The sequence below is a fragment of the Pseudomonas sp. EA_105y_Pfl2_R69 genome, assembly GCF_963970915.1.
Taxonomy (GTDB): Bacteria; Pseudomonadota; Gammaproteobacteria; order Pseudomonadales; family Pseudomonadaceae; genus Aquipseudomonas.
The window spans coordinates 212182-228446 of record NZ_CAXAOO010000006.1 but is presented as its reverse complement, the minus strand read 5'-3'; the positions used below and the strand labels follow the sequence as shown (position 1 = coordinate 228446).

Here is a 16265-nt window from a genome sequence, read left to right as displayed (position 1 = left end):
GATGAGTGACCTGATGAACTGGACGTGGTTTCACAAACTGGGCTCGCCCAAGTGGTTTTATGAGATCGGCGCGCGCTGGCTGCCCTGGCTGGCGCTGGCCGCGGTCTTGTTGCTGACTGTCGGCCTGGTCTGGGGCCTGGCCTTTGCGCCGCCGGATTACCAGCAGGGCAACAGCTTTCGCATCATCTATATCCATGTGCCGGCGGCGTTCCTCGCCCAGTCGATCTACGTGATGCTGGCGGTGGCCGGTATCGTCGGCCTGGTGTGGAAGATGAAGCTGGCCGATGTCGCCCTGCAGCAGGCCGCGCCTATCGGGGCCTGGATGACCGTAATCGCCCTGCTGACCGGTGCCATCTGGGGCAAGCCGACCTGGGGCACCTACTGGGTGTGGGATGCGCGCCTGACCTCGATGCTGATTCTGTTGTTCCTGTATTTCGGCGTGATCGCCCTGGGCCAGGCCATCAGCAACCGCGACAGCGCGGCCAAGGCCTGCGCGGTGTTGGCGATTGTCGGGGTGATCAATATCCCGATCATCAAGTACTCGGTGGAGTGGTGGAACACCCTGCACCAGCCCGCCACCTTCAGCGTGGTGGAGAAACCGACCATGCCATTCGAAATGTGGATGCCGCTGTTGTTGATGGTGCTGGGTTTCTACTGCTTCTTTGGCGCGGTACTGCTTATGCGCATGCGCCTGGAAGTGCTCAAGCGTGAGGCGCGCAGCAGTTGGGCCAAGGTTGTCGTCAAGGCGCAGGTGGAGAAGGGTCTATGAGCTTTGCCAGCTTTAGCGAGTTTATCGCCATGGGCAGTCACGGGCCTTATGTCTGGTCCTGCTATGCCATCAGCCTGGCGATATTGGGGCTGAATGTGGCGCTGCCAATCCTGGCCCGCCGCCGTTATCTGCAAGACGAGGCGCGTCGTTTGCGCCGGGAGGAGTCGAAGTGAACCCTGTGCGCAAGAAGCGCTTGTATATAGTCCTGGCCATTCTCGCCGGTGCCGGCATCGCGGTGGCCCTGGCTCTGAGCGCGCTGCAGCAGAACATCAACCTGTTCTACTCGCCGACCCAGATCGCCAACGGCGAGGCCCCGCAGGACACCCGCATTCGCGCCGGTGGGCTGGTGGAAGAGGGCTCGGTCAAACGCTCCGGCGACTCGCTGGATACCGACTTCGTGGTCACCGACGGTGCCGAACACGTGACGATCCGCTACAGCGGCATTCTCCCCGACCTGTTTCGCGAAGGGCAGGGCATCGTCGCCATGGGCAAGTTGAATGCCGATGGCGTGCTGATCGCCGACGAGGTCCTGGCCAAGCACGATGAAAACTATATGCCGCCTGAGGTGATGCAGGCGCTGGAGCAAAGTGGCATGAAGCAGCAGCATGACGCGGCCACTCAGGGAGGCGCGCAATGATTCCCGAACTCGGCCATCTGGCCATGATTCTGGCCCTGTGCATGGCGCTGGTGCAGGCCAGCCTGCCGATGGTCGGAGCCTGGCGGGGCGATCGCCAGTGGATGAGCCTGGCCCAGCCCGCGGCCTGGGGCCAGTTCAGCTTTATGCTATTCGCCTTCGTCTGCCTGACCTACGCCTTTATGGTCGACGATTTCACCGTGGCCTATGTCGCCAACAATTCCAACACGGCCCTGCCCTGGTACTTCAAGTTCAGCGCCGTATGGGGCGCGCACGAAGGTTCGCTGCTGCTCTGGGGCCTGATCCTGGCCAGTTGGACCTTCGCCGTGTCGATCTTCTCGCGGCAGCTGCCGGAAGAAATGCTCGCCCGGGTGCTGGGCGTGATGGGCATTATCAGCATCGGTTTTCTGCTGTTTCTGATCATCACTTCCAACCCCTTCGAGCGCCTGCTATTCGATACCCCGGCCAATGGCCGCGACCTCAACCCGCTGCTGCAGGACTTCGGCCTGATCATTCATCCGCCGATGCTCTATATGGGCTATGTCGGTTTCTCGGTGGCCTTCGCCTTTGCCATCGCCGCGCTGCTCGGCGGCAAGCTGGATGCGGCCTGGGCGCGCTGGTCGCGGCCCTGGACCACGGTGGCCTGGGCCTTCCTCGGCGTGGGTATTGCCCTGGGTTCCTGGTGGGCCTACTACGAACTCGGCTGGGGCGGCTGGTGGTTCTGGGACCCGGTGGAGAACGCCTCCTTTATGCCCTGGCTGGTCGGCACCGCGCTGATCCACTCCCTGGCGGTGACCGAGAAGCGCGGCGTGTTCAAGAGCTGGACCGTGCTGCTGGCCATCGCCGCCTTCTCCCTGAGCCTGCTGGGGACCTTCCTGGTGCGCTCCGGGGTGCTGACCTCGGTGCATGCCTTCGCCAGCGATCCGGAGCGTGGGGTGTTTATCCTGGCGTTTCTGCTGCTCGTGGTGGGAGGGTCGCTGACCCTGTTCGCCATCCGCGCGCCGGTGGTCAAGAGCCAGGTCGGTTTTGCCCTGTGGTCGCGGGAAACCCTGCTGCTGGTCAACAACATCATTCTGGTGGTAGCGGCGGCAATGATTCTGCTCGGCACCCTCTATCCCCTGGTGCTGGATGCCATCAGCGGCACCAAGCTGTCGGTCGGCCCGCCTTACTTCAATGCGCTGTTCGTGCCGCTGATGGGCTTGTTGATGGCGATGATGGCGGTGGGCGTAATGGTGCGCTGGAAGGACACGCCGCTGCAGTGGTTGCTGAGCATGCTCTCGCCGGTGCTGATCGGCAGCGTGGTCCTGGCGGTGGTGGTGAGCCTGCTGCTGGGCGATTTCAACTGGGCCGTGCTCGGCGTCTGGCTGCTGGCGCTGTGGGTGGTACTGGCCGGGGTGCGCGATATCTATGAGAAGACCCGGCACAAGGGCTTGCTCAAGGGCTTGCCGAGCCTGACCCGCAGCTATTGGGGCATGCAGACCGCGCACCTGGGCATGGCGGTGTGCGCCCTGGGCGTGGTGCTTACCAGTGTCGGCAGTTTCGAACGCGATATGCGCATGGCTCCCGGCGAGTCGGTGGAAATCGGTGGTTATCAGTTTGTCTTCGACGGGGCCGAACACTTCGAAGGACCGAATTTCACCTCCGACAAAGGCACGGTGCGCATCCTTGAAAACGGCAAGCAGATCGCCGTTCTGCACCCGGAGAAGCGCCTGTATACCGTGCAGCAGTCGGTCATGACCGAAGCCGGCATCGATGCCGGGATCACCCGCGACCTGTTCGTCGCCCTGGGCGAGCCATTGGACAACGGAGCCTGGGCGGTGCGCGTGCATATCAAGCCCTTTGTCCGCTGGATCTGGCTGGGTGCCTTGCTGATGGGCCTGGGCGGTTTCCTCTCGGCAGCGGACAAGCGCTACCGCATAAAGGTCAAAACCCGGGTACGCGAAGCCCTGGGCATGGCGGGGGCGCAGGCATGAAACGGTTGATCCTGATACTGCCCCTGGCGATTTTTCTCGGTGTCGCGCTGTTCCTCTACCGTGGCCTGTTTCTCGACCCCAGCGAACTGCCCTCGGCGCTGATCGGCAAGCCGTTTCCGGCGTTCTCCCTGCCGGCGGTGCAGGATGGCAAGACGCTGAGTGAGGCCGACCTCAAGGGCAAGCCTGCGCTGGTCAATGTTTGGGCCACCTGGTGCGTGGCCTGCCGGGTCGAGCATCCGGTGCTGAACAAGCTGGCCGGGCTCGGCGTAACCATCCATGGGGTCAACTACAAGGACGACAACGCCGCCGCGCAGAAGTGGCTGGTGGAGTTCCATGATCCCTACCAGCTCAATATCAACGACGCCCGCGGTACCCTGGGTCTGGACCTGGGCGTGTATGGCGCACCCGAGACCTTCCTGATCGACAAGGACGGCATCATCCGCCACAAGTTCGTCGGCGTGATCGATGAGCGGGTCTGGCGCGAGCAACTGGCCCCGCTCTATCAAGAACTGGTCGACGAGGTCAGCCCATGAAACGTTTGTTGACCGCAGCCGTACTGGGCCTGGCGCTGCTTGGCAGCGCCCAGGCCGCCATCGATACCTACGAGTTTGCCAGCGAGGCCGAGCGCGAGCGTTACCGCAATCTGGTGGAAGAGCTGCGCTGCCCCAAGTGCCAGAACCAGAATATCGCCGACTCCGACGCGCCGATTGCCATGGACCTGCGGGCGCAGATCTTCCGCATGCTGGAGGAGGGCCAGAGCAATGAGCAGATCATCGATTTTCTGGTCAGCCGCTATGGCGATTTCGTTCTCTACAAACCGCCGCTAACCGCGCGCACCCTGTTGCTCTGGTACGGCCCGGGCGGCCTGCTGCTCGGGGGCTTCGTCCTGCTCGGGGTGATCCTGCTGCGTCGCCGCGGCAAACAGAATGCCGAGGCCAGCGGCCTGTCTGCGGATGAACGGCAGCGCCTGGCCGCTTTGCTTAGCCAGCCGCCTGCCAATAATCAACCGCCTGTGGATAAGAAAGACTGATGATCGAATTCTGGTTGTGCGCCGGCCTGCTGTTGCTGGTGGCCCTGGCTTTTCTGCTGATTCCGGTGTTGCGCGGGCGCAAGGCGCAAGCGGAAGAGGATCGTACCGCGCTCAATGTGAGCCTCTATCAGGAACGCCTGCAGGAGCTGCAAGGCCAGCACGAGGCCGGCGCGCTGAACGATGAGCAGCTGCAGCGTGGTCGCGACGAAGCGGCCCGCGAGCTGCTGGCCGACACCGAAGGTGCCGGGACGCCAAGCCGCTTTGCCGCGCTGGGCGGCAAGATTCCGCTGCTGGCGGCCCTGCTGATGCCATTGCTGGGCTATGGCCTGTATCAGCACTGGGGGGCCATCGATGAGGTTGAGCAGGCGCGTACCTTGGCCGAGCAGCCGAAGAGCATCGAGGAGATGACCGCGCGCCTGGAAGCCTCGGTACAGAGCAATCCCGATTCTGTCGAGGGTTGGTACTTCCTCGGTCGCGCCTATATGGCCCAGGAGCGGGCGGCCGATGCGGCGGTGGCTTTCGAACGGGCCGTCGGCGTTGCCGGACGTGAGCCGGAGCTGCTCGGGCAGTGGGCCCAGGCGCTGTACTTCGCCGGCAACAAGCAATGGAGCGAGCAGCTGCAGACGCTCACCGATGAAGCCTTGCAGACCGATCCGGATGAGGTCACCAGCCTCGGTCTGCTCGGTATTGCCGCCTATGAAGAGGGGCGCTTTACGGCAGCCATCGGCTTCTGGGAGCGCCTGGTCGCGGTATTGCCTGAGCAGGACCCTTCGCGACAGGCGATTCAGGGCGGTATCGAACGTGCCCGTGAGCGCCTCGCCGCGCCGACAGATGAAGTGCCAACGCCAGCGCCGGCTGCTGCGGCGAGCCGGCAATTGACGGTCAAGGTCGAGCTGGCTGCGGCGCTGCAGGACCAGGTACAACCGAGCGACAGCGTGTTCGTCTTTGCTCGTGCGGCCTCCGGTCCGCCGATGCCGCTGGCGGTCAAGCGTCTGACTGTAGCCGACCTGCCGGCGCAGGTCAGCCTGTCGGACAGCGACGCGATGATGCCGCAGCTCAAGCTTTCCGGGTTCGCACAGGTGCAGCTGGTGGCGCGGGTTTCCCGCAGTGGCAACGCTACCGCCGGCGAATGGATCGGCCGCAGCCAGCCATTGGCCAGCAGCACCACCGAGCCGCAGCACCTGACCATCGACACCGCCGACGGCCAGGCGCAATGAAGCGCTGGATGCCGCTGGTGCTAGCGCTGGGCTTGTCGAGCCTGGCCGGTTGCGCGCTACAGCAGGGCAGCGTCCCCAGCGCGCAGCCGTCGGTGGCCAAGTCGCACCCGCGCTATGCGCCGCCGCCCGGTGTGAAAAGCCACTGGGACAGTCGTCTGACGGTGTATGTCGTGGCTGGTGTGCGTGACCTGTACTACCGCGAACGCACCTACTACCGCTGGAATCGCGGCTGGAGTTGGGCGACCAACCCACAGGGGCCCTGGCAGCCAACCGACAGCAGCGGTGTCCCGCCAGGCCTCTATCGGCACTACGTCCAGTAGCGCCGTAGCCGGTTAGCGTTCCGGGCGACTGACCACGGTGCCGGTCGTCGGCCTCCGTCCGGGGTCAGGCCAGGGCGCTGTCGCGAAGGTCGCGCAGCGCCTGCTCGATCTCTTCCCGGGTATTCATCACAAAGGGGCCGTACTGCACGATCGGCTCGCCCAGAGGCTTGCCCGCGATCAGCAGCAGGCGCGCGCCGTCCTGGCTGTGCAGGTGCAGCTCGCCCTGGTCGGAAAGGCGCACCAGGCGGCCGGCGGCCACCGACTGCGGGCTGGCACCAGGTAGCTGCAGGCTGCCCTGGTAGACATAGAGCATGGCCCTGTGCCCTTGCGGCAGGCGCGGCGCGATGTGGCTGCCGGCCGGCAGGTGCAAGTCGAACAGGTAGGGCTCGGTGTGGGGGCGCTGCACTGCGCCCTGTTGCCGGACCTGACCGTCGTCGAACTGCCCGGCGATCACCACCACCTCGACCCCGCTCTGGCTGGTCAGGCGCGGAATCTCGCTGGCCGGAATATCGCGGTAACCAGGGTCGCCGAGCTTGTCCTTGGCCGGCAGGTTGAGCCACAGCTGAAAGCCGCGCATGGCCCCCTGTTCCTGTTCGGGCATTTCGCTGTGGATGATGCCGCGGGCGGCGGTCATCCACTGCACGCCACCGCTTTGCAGGAGGCCGACATTGCCCAGGTGGTCTTCGTGGCGCATATGGCCTTCGAGCATATAGGTGATGGTCTCGAATCCGCGGTGCGGGTGCGGCGGAAAACCGGCGATGTAGTCGTCGGGGTTGTCCGAGGCGAACTCGTCGAGCATCAGGAAGGGGTCGAAGCGCTCCAGGCCGCCCCCGCCTATCACTCGTGTCAGGCGCACGCCGGCACCGTCGGATGCGGGCTGGCCGGGTTGGATGGCGATAACGCTGCGCAGTGGATTCATGGGGGGCCTCCATTAGTGGATGGCCCTATCCTATGCCGATAAATCAGATTGATGGTTGCTAAATAAAGGACTTAATGATCTATTTTTTAGATGTTCAGTGGGCCGGGCAGGGGGTGGCGGGGCGGCTTTCCTCGGGCAGCTCGAAGTCTTCGATCAAGCGACAGATCGCCTGGCCATCGGGGGCGCACTCGGGCCGCTCGGCCCAGTCGTCGAGGGCGTTGTGCATGACCAGTGCCAGGCGCTGGCACTCGTCGATATGGGCCTGCAGGGCCGCCAGGCGGTTGCCCAGCAGGTCGCGCACTTCGCCGCATGGCGCGCTGCCGCTCTCGGCTCGGGCGAGGATCGCCTGTACATCCTTGAGGCTGAAACCCAGGCGTCTGGCGCGGGCGATAAAACGCAGGCGCTGGAGGTCGCCGGAGGCGAACTGCTGGTAACCGTTGTGCGGGTCGCGGGCGGGTTGCAACAAACCGAGGTCGGTGTAGTGGCGGACAGTTTCGGCACTGACGCCGGCGGCCTTGGCCAGTTGGGCTACACGCATAAGCAGTCTCCAGAATCGACAGGGTCGCCCTAGGTTAAAACCTGGGGGCGGCCCTTGGGTCAAGTCGCCGGGGGATGCCTACTCGGCGATCTTCAGCTTGCGCGACTCATGGTAGAAGAAGCGGATTTTCTCGTACTCGAAGGGCGAGTTGAGCTGACCGTAGCGGAAGTTCACCGTGGCGCGCTGGTCGACTACTTCGAGCAGGGTGATTTCCGGATGCTGCACGCTGGTTTCGGCGACGTTGAGCAGGTTGATCTGGCTGCTGGCGGCGAAATCCGCCACCAGCCCGCCGGTGTCGCGCAGGTTGGAGGGGCCGAGCAGCGGCAGCATCAGGTACGGACCCGCCGGCGTGCCGTAGAAACCCAGGGTCTGGCCAAAGTCTTCGCGCTGCTTGGGCAGGCCCATGCGGGTGGCCGGGTCCCACAGGCCGGCGACCCCAATGGTGGTGTTGAGCAGCAGGCGTGCGGTGGTCTGCATGGCGCGTTTGCCCTTGAACTGCAGCGCGCTGTTGAGCAGGTTGGGCACATCGCCCAGGTTGCTGAAGAAGTTGCTCACGCCACTTTGCACGAGGTCGGGGGTGATATAGCGGTAGCCATCGACGATCGGCAGAAACACCCACTGATCGAAGCGGTAGTTGAAGTGATAGACCCGACGGTTCCAGGACTCCAGCGGGTCATAGACCTGCAGTGCGCCGAGGCTCGAGCGCTCGAACTCGCGCTGATCGAGGCCAGGGTTGAACTGCAGATGCTGCAGCGGCTGCTTGAAGCCGTCGTCATCGGCCGCGTGTTGCGCCTGGACCAGGCTGCTGGCGAGTATCAGGCTTGCGAAAAGCGCGCTGCGGAAAGGCTTAGCCACGGAAGAACTCCAGCATGGCGTCGCTGTTGACGCTGTAATTGAGGTTGCCGCAATGGCCGCCGAGGGGGTAGAGGGTCAAGCGCTCGCCGAAGGTCTTGCGCAGGTAACCGAGGTCGCCAGGGCCGAGAATCACGTCGTCGGCATTGTGCATGACGGCGATCTTGCTGCTGTCTTTCAGGTAGTCGGTCAGGGCATACAGGCTGACCTGGTCGATCAGTTGCAGCAGGCTGCCGCCGTCAGAGCGGGCTCGCCACATGGGAATCAATTGTTCCGTCAGGTAGCAGTCGAAATTGCATTGCAGGGCGCGCTTGAAGAACGGCGTCAGGCTGGTGCCTTCCTTGATCGGATAGTTGATCGGGGTGATCAGGCCGCGGCGATTGACCAGGTCCGAGGTGAAGGCGATATCCGAGGATGAGAAGCGGAACACCGCGCCGATCAGCATGGCCATCTGCTCGTCCGAGAGTTGCTCCTTGGACTGCTGGAAGTCGTAGAGCAGGGCGTCGTTGATATCGAGGTAACCTTTGGCCTGGAAGTAACGGGTCAGCTTGTTCAGAACCAGTTCGTAGAAGGTGGTGCTGTTGTCGATGCCTTCGACCTGGGTCTGCACCAGGCGATCCAGGTTGCCGAGCGAGGTATAGAGGTTGACCGGCGGGTTGAGCAGCAGCACGCGCTTGAAGTTGAAGCTGCGCCGCGTCTCGTCGAGTTCGCTGACGAAAGCAGCCTGCAGGCCGCCCAGGCTGTAGCCGGTCAGGTGGAATTCGCTGACTTGCAGGCGCGGGTGCTGGGCCCTGACGGCCTGCATGGCGCGGTACAGGTCTTCGGCATCGTCGCGGGTAATGCCCGGGGTGGCGAAGCGCGAGGCCGAGGTCATAAAGTCGTAGCTGGTGGGCGAAGACAGTTGCACCACGTGATAGCCCGCGCCATAGAACAGCTTCTTCAGGTACTCCGGCGTGCTGCTGGCGTAGTGCGCACCGGTGCCGGCGATGATAAAGATCAAGGGCGCTACGCCGCGCTGTTTGGCCAGGCGATAACCCATCTTGGTGACCGGCCAGAAGTTCTCCGACAGTTCGAACTCGCGTTCGGGGCGCAGCTTGATCCGATAGTCATCCTGATCGATGTCGGCGTCGGCCGGTAGGCTTGGGCGCAGTTCGGGTGGGGTGGTGGCGATCGTGGCTTCGAAGGGGTTGCTCAGGGGGTAGCCATAACTGGTTGCATCGATATCGGCTGCCAGGAGCTGGCCGGTAAAGGCCATTGCGCTGAGCAAGGCGACCAAGCGGAAGAATCGCGGCATGACAGGAATTCTCGAGTAGTGGGCAAGCTGACGTGAGCTGGCGTCATTCGACCACAGAGTCTTTCCTAAGTGCGTTTTATTATCAATGGAAATAACCCCGCCGCTGTACAGGTCGCTGTTTCGGGACTCCAGTGGCCAGGGGGCAGGTCAATAAACCGGGTAGGCTGGCCGCTCAAGCCTGGTGGTGCAACCAGGCGTGCCGGGGAATGGCCTGGGCGGAGGACGGCGCACGACTTCTTCTGGCGACCAGCCTCGCCCACAGCTTCTCGTGGAAGTAGAAACCCACGGAATTGCACAGCGGCTCAACGGCTGCCACCAGGCCGCTGGCTGCGACGCTGCCGGTCAGCGCATAGGTCACCCCGAAGGCGATGCAGAAGTGCATCAGGGTAAAGGTCAGGGTCTTGAGCATGGCGCGCCTCGATTGAGAACTGTTCTCTGTTGCTGTGCAGCCTAGTGGCTAAAGTTGTATTGATAAAATTTCTCGTCTCGATCTTCTTGATAGTTTTGTTCGATCGATTGGGGTAGGGCGATTATTTCTATGGGGTGTTGTAGTCGGGGCTGTTGGTGCGCACGGTGTTCAGCCAGGATGCAGGGGCGAGCGTCAGCGAATAACCAGGCGGTGGAGAGTCCGCAGGCAATAAAAAACTCAGCGGTTAGGCTGGGTTCTTAAATGTGGCTCCGCGACCAGGACTCGACAGCGCTAGCTGAACGCGCTTTAGCGCGGCCCCGGAGGGGTGAGCGTAGCGAATAACCTGGGACATGGTCCCGGTGAGAGTCCGGCAGGCGAAAAAAAGCCCCGGATTAACCGAGGCTCTTGAATGTGGCTCCGCGACCAGGACTCGACAGCGCTAGCTGAACGCGCTTTAGCGCGGCCCCGGAGGGGTGAGCGTAGCGAATAACCTGGGACATGGTCCTGGTGAGAGTCCGGCAGGCGAAAAAAAGCCCCGGATTAACCGAGGCTCTTGAATGTGGCTCCGCGACCAGGACTCGAACCTGGGACCCAATGATTAACAGTCATTTGCTCTACCGACTGAGCTATCGCGGAATGACGGCGCGTATCCTACTGATTAAGAAGGGGAAGTCAAGCATCCCTGGCTTCCCCTTGGCGGCTTAGAGCACCTGGGCGATGGCCTGGGTCACGGCCGGCAGATTGCGCTGGTTCAGCGCGGCGACGCAGATGCGCCCGGTGCCGACGGCGTAAATGCCGAACTCGCTTTTCAGGCGCTCGACCTGCTCGGCGGTGAGGCCCGAGTAGGAGAACATGCCGCGCTGTTGGGCGACGAAGCTGAAATCGCGCTTGCTGCTCAGGGCAGCCAATTGTTCGACCATGCTCAGGCGCATGCCGCGAATACGCTCGCGCATGCCCGCCAGCTCATCTTCCCACAGGGCGCGCAGCTCAGGGCTGTTAAGCACAGTGGCGACCACGGTGGCACCGTGGGTCGGCGGGTTGGAGTAGTTGGTGCGGATCACCCGCTTGACCTGCGAGAGCACGCGGCCAGCCTCTTCCTTGCTGGCGGTGACGATGGACAGGGCACCGACGCGTTCGCCGTACAGCGAGAAGGACTTGGAGAAGGAACTGGAGACGAAGAACTGCAGGCCCGACTCGGCGAACAGGCGCACGGCAAAGGCGTCCTGCTCGATGCCGTCACCGAAGCCCTGGTAGGCGATGTCGAGGAAGGGCACGTGCTCGCGTTCGCGCAGCACCTCCAGCACGGCTTTCCAGTCGTCCAGCGACAGGTCGACGCCGGTCGGGTTGTGGCAGCAGGCGTGCAGCACGACGATTGAGCGGGCCGGCAGGTTTCTCAGGTCTTCGAGCATGCCGGCGCGGTTTACCCCGTGGCTGGCCGCGTCGTAGTAGCGGTAGTGCTGCACCGGGAAGCCGGCGGACTCGAACAGCGCGCGGTGGTTTTCCCAGCTCGGGTCGCTGATGGCCACCACGGTGTTCGGCAGCATGCGTTTGAGGAAGTCGGCACCGGTTTTCAGTGCACCGGTGCCGCCCACCGCCTGGGTGGTAATGACTCGGCCCGCGGCGATCAGCTCGGAGTCGGCTCCCAGCAGCAGTGTCTGCACGGCGCTGTCATAGGCGGCAATCCCTTCGATCGGCAGGTAGCCACGCGGCGCATGGGCTTCAATGCGGGCCTTTTCGGCTTCGGCGACGGCGCGCAACAGCGGAATTCGGCCTTCCTCGTTGTAGTAAACGCCCACGCCCAGGTTGACCTTGGTCGCACGGGTATCGGCGTTGAATGCTTCATTGAGGCCCAGGATGGGATCGCGCGGTGCCATTTCGACGGCAGAGAACAGACTCATGGAGGCGGCAGCTCTTGGAGAGGAGAGATGAGTGTCAGGCAACACCCTGCTACGACTGGGGCTAGGGGTTGCGTAAGTGGGCCGGTAGTATACCGAGCCATAACCTGTGCCGCGACAGCAGGCACACGCTTTTCACCGGTTTTGACGTACGCTTTCAGCTCGCGTCACAGCCGCTTGTCGAGGTCCGTCATGTCCGAGTTCCAACTGGTCACCCGTTTTCAGCCCGCCGGCGATCAACCGGAGGCAATCCGGCAGATGGTCGAGGGGCTCGAAGCGGGTCTTTCGCACCAGACCCTGCTCGGCGTGACCGGCTCGGGCAAGACTTTTTCCATCGCCAACGTGATCGCGCAGATCCAGCGGCCGACCCTGGTGCTGGCACCGAACAAGACCCTGGCCGCGCAGTTGTATGGCGAGTTCAAGAGCTTCTTCCCGAACAATGCGGTGGAGTATTTCGTTTCCTATTACGACTACTACCAGCCCGAGGCCTATGTGCCGTCGTCCGACACCTTTATCGAGAAGGACGCCTCGATCAACGACCATATCGAGCAGATGCGCCTGTCGGCGACCAAGGCGCTGCTGGAGCGGCCGGACGCGATCATCGTTACCACTGTGTCGTGCATCTACGGTCTGGGTAGTCCGGAGAGTTACCTGAAGATGGTGTTGCACGTCGATCGCGGCGACAAACTGGATCAACGTGCCTTGCTGCGCCGCCTGGCCGACCTGCAGTACACCCGCAACGATATGGACTTCGCCCGCGCCACCTTCCGCGTGCGCGGTGATGTGATCGATATCTTCCCCGCAGAATCGGATCTGGAAGCCATTCGTATCGAGCTGTTCGACGATGAAGTGGAAAGTTTGTCGGCGTTCGATCCGCTGACCGGGGAGGTGATCCGCAAACTGCCGCGCTTCACCTTCTACCCCAAGAGCCACTACGTCACCCCGCGCGAGGTGCTGCTGGAGGCGGTGGAGAAGATCAAGGTCGAGCTGGTCGAGCGCCTGGATTATCTGCGCAGTACCAACAAGCTGGTGGAGGCCCAGCGTCTGGAGCAGCGCACCCGCTTTGACCTGGAGATGATTCTCGAGCTGGGCTACTGCAACGGCATCGAAAACTACTCGCGCTATCTGTCCGGACGCGGCCCCGGCGAGCCGCCACCGACCCTGTATGACTACCTGCCGGACCAGGCGCTGCTGGTGATCGACGAGTCCCATGTGTCGGTGCCGCAAGTCGGTGCCATGTACAAGGGCGACCGCTCGCGCAAGGAAACCCTGGTCGAATACGGCTTCCGTCTGCCCTCGGCACTGGATAACCGGCCGATGCGTTTCGAGGAGTGGGAGGCGGCCAGCCCGCAGACCATCTTCGTTTCGGCCACGCCGGGCAACTACGAGGCCGAGCATGCCGGGCGGGTGATCGAACAGGTGGTGCGGCCCACCGGTCTGGTCGACCCACAGATCGAGGTGCGCCCGGCCCTGACCCAGGTCGATGACCTGCTCTCGGAAATCCACAAGCGCGTGGCCATCGAGGAGCGCGTGCTGGTCACCACCCTGACCAAGCGCATGGCCGAAGACCTCACCGATTACCTGGCCGATCACGGGGTCAAGGTGCGTTACCTGCACTCGGATATCGACACCGTGGAGCGGGTCGAGATCATTCGTGACCTGCGCATCGGCGCTTTCGACGTGCTGGTCGGCATCAACCTGCTGCGCGAAGGCCTGGACATGCCGGAAGTGTCGCTGGTGGCGATCCTCGATGCGGACAAGGAGGGCTTCCTGCGCTCCGAACGCTCGCTGATCCAGACCATCGGCCGCGCCGCGCGTAACCTCAACGGCCGGGCGATTCTCTATGCCGACCGCATGACCGGCTCGATGGAGCGCGCCATCGGCGAGACCGAGCGGCGGCGCAACAAGCAGATCGCCTTTAACACCGCCAATGGCATCACCCCCAAAGGCGTGTTCAAGGACGTACAGGACATTCTCGAAGGGGCCACCGTGCCCGGTTCGCGTAGCAAGAAGCGCAAGGGCATGGCCCAGGCCGCCGAAGAAAACGCGCGCTACGAGAACGAATTGCGTTCGCCCAGCGAGATCGCCAAGCGCATCCGGCAGCTGGAGGAGAAGATGTACGCCCTGGCCCGCGATCTGGAGTTCGAGGCCGCGGCGCAGTTGCGCGACGAGATCCACAAGCTGCGTGAGCGCCTGCTGCAGGTGTAACGGTCCGGGGCGCGGAGGGCGGCGCTGGAGGGCGGAGGGCTAGGGCTGTTAATATCGCCGCCTCGATTTAATCCGCTTTGCCTGCCCGAGAGCCGCCATGACCACCGTCCGTACCCGTATCGCGCCGTCGCCTACCGGCGATCCCCATGTAGGCACTGCCTATATCGCCCTGTTCAACCTGTGCTTTGCGCGTCAGCACGGCGGCGAATTTATCCTGCGCATCGAGGATACCGATCAGTTGCGCTCGACCCGTGAGTCCGAGCAGCAGATCTACGACGCCCTGCGCTGGCTGGGCATCGAGTGGAGCGAAGGCCCGGATGTCGGCGGCCCGCATGGCCCGTATCGGCAGAGCGAGCGCGGGCATATCTACCAGAAATACAGCGCCGAGCTGGTGGGCAAGGGGCATGCCTTCCACTGTTTCTGCAGCGCCGAGCGCCTGGACAAGCTCCGTGCCGAGCAGATGGAGGCCAAGCAGACGCCGCGTTACGACGGCCACTGCATGCATCTGTCCGCCGAGGAAGTGCAGCAGCGCCTGGCCGCCGGCGAGCCTAACGTGGTGCGCATGAAGGTGCCGACCGAAGGCGTGTGCGTGGTGCCGGATATGCTCCGTGGCGAAGTGGAGATTCCCTGGGATCGCATGGACATGCAGGTGCTGATGAAGACCGATGGCTTGCCGACCTATTTCCTGGCCAACGTGGTCGATGACCACCTGATGGGCATCACCCATGTGCTGCGTGGCGAAGAGTGGCTGCCGTCGGCCCCCAAGCTGATCCTGCTGTACGAGTACTTCGGCTGGGACAAGCCGCAGCTGTGCTATATGCCGCTGCTGCGCAATCCGGACAAGAGCAAGTTGTCCAAACGCAAGAACCCGACATCCATCACCTTCTACGAGCGCATGGGCTTCCTGCCCCAGGCCATGCTCAACTACCTGGGCCGCATGGGCTGGTCGATGCCGGATGAACGCGAAAAATTCAGCCTGGATGAGATGGTCGAGCATTTCGATATCAACCGGGTGTCCCTGGGGGGGCCGATCTTCGACCTGGAGAAGCTGTCCTGGCTCAACGGCCAGTGGATGCGCGAGCTGAGCGTCGAGGAATTCGCCGCCGGTGCGCAGAAGTGGGCGTTCAATTCCGACTACCTGATGCAGATCGCCCCCCATGTGCAGGGGCGAGTGGAGACCTTCAGCCAGATCGCGCCGCTGGCCAGTTTCTTCTTCGCCGGTGGCGTCAGCCCCGATGCCAAGCTGTTCGAGAGCAAGAAGCTGTCGGCCGATCAGGTACGCCAGGTGATGCAGCTGATCCTGTGGAAGCTCGAAGCTCTGCGCCAATGGGAAAAAGACAAGATCACTGGCAGCATCCAGGCGGTGGTCGAACACCTGGAGCTGAAGCTGCGTGACGCCATGCCGCTGATGTTTGCTGCAGTCACCGGTCAGGCCAGCTCGGTGTCGGTGCTCGATGCCATGGAAATCATCGGTCCTGACCTGACCCGCTTCCGTCTGCGTCAGGCCATCGAGTTGCTCGGCGGTGTGTCGAAGAAAGAAAACAAAGAGTGGGAAAAGCTTCTGGCAGCCATTGCCTGAAGCACCCCGGCGAGCCCGGTTTTTCCGGGCTTGGCCAGTAAGTAGTTGTTCTATTGGTAAAAATTTTACGGCTGCGGGAAAAATTTTGTTGACAGGTAGGGGGCGCGCTCTTAACATGCGCCCCGTCCTTGAGATGGGGCTATAGCTCAGCTGGGAGAGCGCTTGCATGGCATGCAAGAGGTCGACGGTTCGATCCCGTCTAGCTCCACCAATCTCAAAGCCGAAAGGCTTGCCACAGTTGGCTCTTAGAGTTGACTGAGTTTTGAAGGGTATCTGCGTCCCCTTCGTCTAGTGGCCTAGGACACCGCCCTTTCACGGCGGTAACAGGGGTTCGAGTCCCCTAGGGGACGCCATTATTTCCAGCCGCAGCGCTTAGGCGCTGCAGCCAGACCGCAAGGTTTCGGGGCTATAGCTCAGCTGGGAGAGCGCTTGCATGGCATGCAAGAGGTCGACGGTTCGATCCCGTCTAGCTCCACCAATACCACGACAGGCCAGCCTAGCGCTGGCCTTGTTCTTCGAAGGTTTCGTCCCCTTCGTCTAGTGGCCTAGGACACCGCCCTTTCACGGCGGTAACAGGGGTTCGAGTCCCCTAGGGGACGCCATTTTTGCCCGCTCTGCGGGATTTTGA

At 63.0% G+C, this 16265-nt stretch carries 15 protein-coding genes, 5 tRNA genes and 1 pseudogene; 14 read left to right on the top strand and 7 right to left on the bottom strand.

Annotated features, from left to right (window positions below; translation table 11 throughout):
* Positions 1-10: 10 nt before the first annotated feature.
* The 8 genes from AACY13_RS17695 to AACY13_RS17660 are packed head-to-tail and all read left to right on the top strand — an operon-like array spanning position 11 to position 5943.
* Positions 11-769: a heme ABC transporter permease gene (locus AACY13_RS17695; protein ID WP_339462987.1), complete on the top strand. Its 759-nt coding sequence runs from the start codon at positions 11-13 to the stop codon at positions 767-769.
* Positions 766-942 (top strand): heme exporter protein CcmD, encoded by a 177-nt coding sequence (gene ccmD / locus AACY13_RS17690; protein WP_339462882.1) that lies wholly within the window; start codon positions 766-768, stop codon positions 940-942. The genes AACY13_RS17695 and ccmD overlap by 4 nt, the downstream gene beginning before the upstream one ends.
* On the top strand, positions 939-1406 hold the full coding sequence (gene ccmE / locus AACY13_RS17685) for a cytochrome c maturation protein CcmE (protein WP_339462881.1): 468 nt from the start codon (positions 939-941) through the stop codon (positions 1404-1406). Before ccmD ends, ccmE begins: the two co-directional genes overlap by 4 nt.
* Positions 1403-3376 carry a heme lyase CcmF/NrfE family subunit gene (locus tag AACY13_RS17680; RefSeq protein ID WP_339462880.1) on the top strand — a complete coding sequence of 658 codons (1974 nt, stop codon included), beginning with the start codon at positions 1403-1405 and terminating at the stop codon, positions 3374-3376. Before ccmE ends, AACY13_RS17680 begins: the two co-directional genes overlap by 4 nt.
* The gene (locus AACY13_RS17675) at positions 3373-3909 is read left to right on the top strand and encodes a DsbE family thiol:disulfide interchange protein (protein ID WP_339462879.1); all 537 of its coding nucleotides are present in this window, start codon (positions 3373-3375) and stop codon (positions 3907-3909) included. Before AACY13_RS17680 ends, AACY13_RS17675 begins: the two co-directional genes overlap by 4 nt.
* Positions 3906-4406: a cytochrome c-type biogenesis protein gene (locus tag AACY13_RS17670; protein ID WP_339462878.1), complete on the top strand. Its 501-nt coding sequence runs from the start codon at positions 3906-3908 to the stop codon at positions 4404-4406. Before AACY13_RS17675 ends, AACY13_RS17670 begins: the two co-directional genes overlap by 4 nt.
* Positions 4406-5623 (top strand): c-type cytochrome biogenesis protein CcmI, encoded by a 1218-nt coding sequence (gene ccmI, locus AACY13_RS17665; protein ID WP_339462877.1) that lies wholly within the window; start codon positions 4406-4408, stop codon positions 5621-5623. Before AACY13_RS17670 ends, ccmI begins: the two co-directional genes overlap by 1 nt.
* Complete coding sequence (locus tag AACY13_RS17660) at positions 5620-5943, top strand: hypothetical protein (protein WP_339462876.1); 324 nt, start codon at positions 5620-5622, stop codon at positions 5941-5943. Before ccmI ends, AACY13_RS17660 begins: the two co-directional genes overlap by 4 nt.
* Before the next feature lie 64 nt (positions 5944-6007).
* Here AACY13_RS17660 and AACY13_RS17655 read toward each other — a convergent pair whose 3' ends face one another.
* The 7 genes and pseudogenes from AACY13_RS17655 to AACY13_RS17625 all read right to left on the bottom strand — a co-directional run bounded on the left by AACY13_RS17655 (position 6008) and on the right by AACY13_RS17625 (position 11853).
* Entirely contained in the window at positions 6008-6862 is an 855-nt protein-coding gene (locus AACY13_RS17655; protein ID WP_339462875.1) for a pirin family protein, read from the bottom strand.
* A 94-nt stretch (positions 6863-6956) separates the two neighbouring features.
* Positions 6957-7400, bottom strand: coding sequence for a MerR family transcriptional regulator (locus AACY13_RS17650; protein ID WP_339462874.1), 444 nt, complete (start codon positions 7398-7400; stop codon positions 6957-6959).
* Between the two features lie 78 nt (positions 7401-7478).
* Positions 7479-8174, bottom strand: a pseudogene (locus tag AACY13_RS17645) (MlaA family lipoprotein); the annotation flags it as partial.
* 73 nt (positions 8175-8247) lie between these two features.
* Positions 8248-9546, bottom strand: a complete 1299-nt coding sequence (locus tag AACY13_RS17640) for a serine/threonine protein kinase (RefSeq protein WP_339462873.1) — start codon at positions 9544-9546, stop codon at positions 8248-8250.
* Between the two features lie 172 nt (positions 9547-9718).
* Positions 9719-9955, bottom strand: coding sequence for a DUF2061 domain-containing protein (locus AACY13_RS17635; RefSeq protein ID WP_339462872.1), 237 nt, complete (start codon positions 9953-9955; stop codon positions 9719-9721).
* Between the two features lie 560 nt (positions 9956-10515).
* Positions 10516-10591, bottom strand: a tRNA-Asn gene (locus AACY13_RS17630).
* A 65-nt stretch (positions 10592-10656) separates the two neighbouring features.
* Positions 10657-11853 (bottom strand): amino acid aminotransferase, encoded by a 1197-nt coding sequence (locus tag AACY13_RS17625; RefSeq protein WP_339462871.1) that lies wholly within the window; start codon positions 11851-11853, stop codon positions 10657-10659.
* Positions 11854-12042: 189 nt separating this feature from the next.
* Between AACY13_RS17625 and uvrB the strand changes: the two genes are divergently transcribed.
* The 6 genes from uvrB to AACY13_RS17595 all read left to right on the top strand — a co-directional run bounded on the left by uvrB (position 12043) and on the right by AACY13_RS17595 (position 16239).
* The gene (gene uvrB, locus AACY13_RS17620) at positions 12043-14058 is read left to right on the top strand and encodes an excinuclease ABC subunit UvrB (protein ID WP_339462870.1); all 2016 of its coding nucleotides are present in this window, start codon (positions 12043-12045) and stop codon (positions 14056-14058) included.
* A 97-nt stretch (positions 14059-14155) separates the two neighbouring features.
* Positions 14156-15637: a glutamate--tRNA ligase gene (gltX, locus tag AACY13_RS17615; protein ID WP_339462869.1), complete on the top strand. Its 1482-nt coding sequence runs from the start codon at positions 14156-14158 to the stop codon at positions 15635-15637.
* A 135-nt stretch (positions 15638-15772) separates the two neighbouring features.
* A tRNA-Ala gene (locus AACY13_RS17610) sits at positions 15773-15848 on the top strand.
* 66 nt (positions 15849-15914) lie between these two features.
* A tRNA-Glu gene (locus tag AACY13_RS17605) sits at positions 15915-15990 on the top strand.
* Between the two features lie 49 nt (positions 15991-16039).
* Positions 16040-16115: transfer RNA gene (locus AACY13_RS17600), tRNA-Ala, on the top strand.
* Positions 16116-16163: 48 nt separating this feature from the next.
* Positions 16164-16239, top strand: a tRNA-Glu gene (locus tag AACY13_RS17595).
* Positions 16240-16265 lie beyond the last annotated feature (26 nt).

What these genes read in the sequence shown, in the direction of transcription:
- gltX (WP_339462869.1), top strand. Translation starts at nt 14,156, where the DNA reads ATGACCACCGTCCGTACCCGTATCGCGCCGTCGCCTACCGGCGATCCC.
- AACY13_RS17655 (WP_339462875.1), bottom strand. Translation starts at nt 6,862, where the DNA reads ATGAATCCACTGCGCAGCGTTATCGCCATCCAACCCGGCCAGCCCGCA.
- ccmI (WP_339462877.1), top strand. Translation starts at nt 4,406, where the DNA reads ATGATCGAATTCTGGTTGTGCGCCGGCCTGCTGTTGCTGGTGGCCCTG.
- AACY13_RS17625 (WP_339462871.1), bottom strand. Translation starts at nt 11,853, where the DNA reads ATGAGTCTGTTCTCTGCCGTCGAAATGGCACCGCGCGATCCCATCCTG.
- ccmD (WP_339462882.1), top strand. Translation starts at nt 766, where the DNA reads ATGAGCTTTGCCAGCTTTAGCGAGTTTATCGCCATGGGCAGTCACGGG.
- AACY13_RS17680 (WP_339462880.1), top strand. Translation starts at nt 1,403, where the DNA reads ATGATTCCCGAACTCGGCCATCTGGCCATGATTCTGGCCCTGTGCATG.
- AACY13_RS17640 (WP_339462873.1), bottom strand. Translation starts at nt 9,546, where the DNA reads ATGCCGCGATTCTTCCGCTTGGTCGCCTTGCTCAGCGCAATGGCCTTT.
- AACY13_RS17660 (WP_339462876.1), top strand. Translation starts at nt 5,620, where the DNA reads ATGAAGCGCTGGATGCCGCTGGTGCTAGCGCTGGGCTTGTCGAGCCTG.
- AACY13_RS17635 (WP_339462872.1), bottom strand. Translation starts at nt 9,955, where the DNA reads ATGCTCAAGACCCTGACCTTTACCCTGATGCACTTCTGCATCGCCTTC.
- uvrB (WP_339462870.1), top strand. Translation starts at nt 12,043, where the DNA reads ATGTCCGAGTTCCAACTGGTCACCCGTTTTCAGCCCGCCGGCGATCAA.
- AACY13_RS17675 (WP_339462879.1), top strand. Translation starts at nt 3,373, where the DNA reads ATGAAACGGTTGATCCTGATACTGCCCCTGGCGATTTTTCTCGGTGTC.
- AACY13_RS17670 (WP_339462878.1), top strand. Translation starts at nt 3,906, where the DNA reads ATGAAACGTTTGTTGACCGCAGCCGTACTGGGCCTGGCGCTGCTTGGC.
- AACY13_RS17650 (WP_339462874.1), bottom strand. Translation starts at nt 7,400, where the DNA reads ATGCGTGTAGCCCAACTGGCCAAGGCCGCCGGCGTCAGTGCCGAAACT.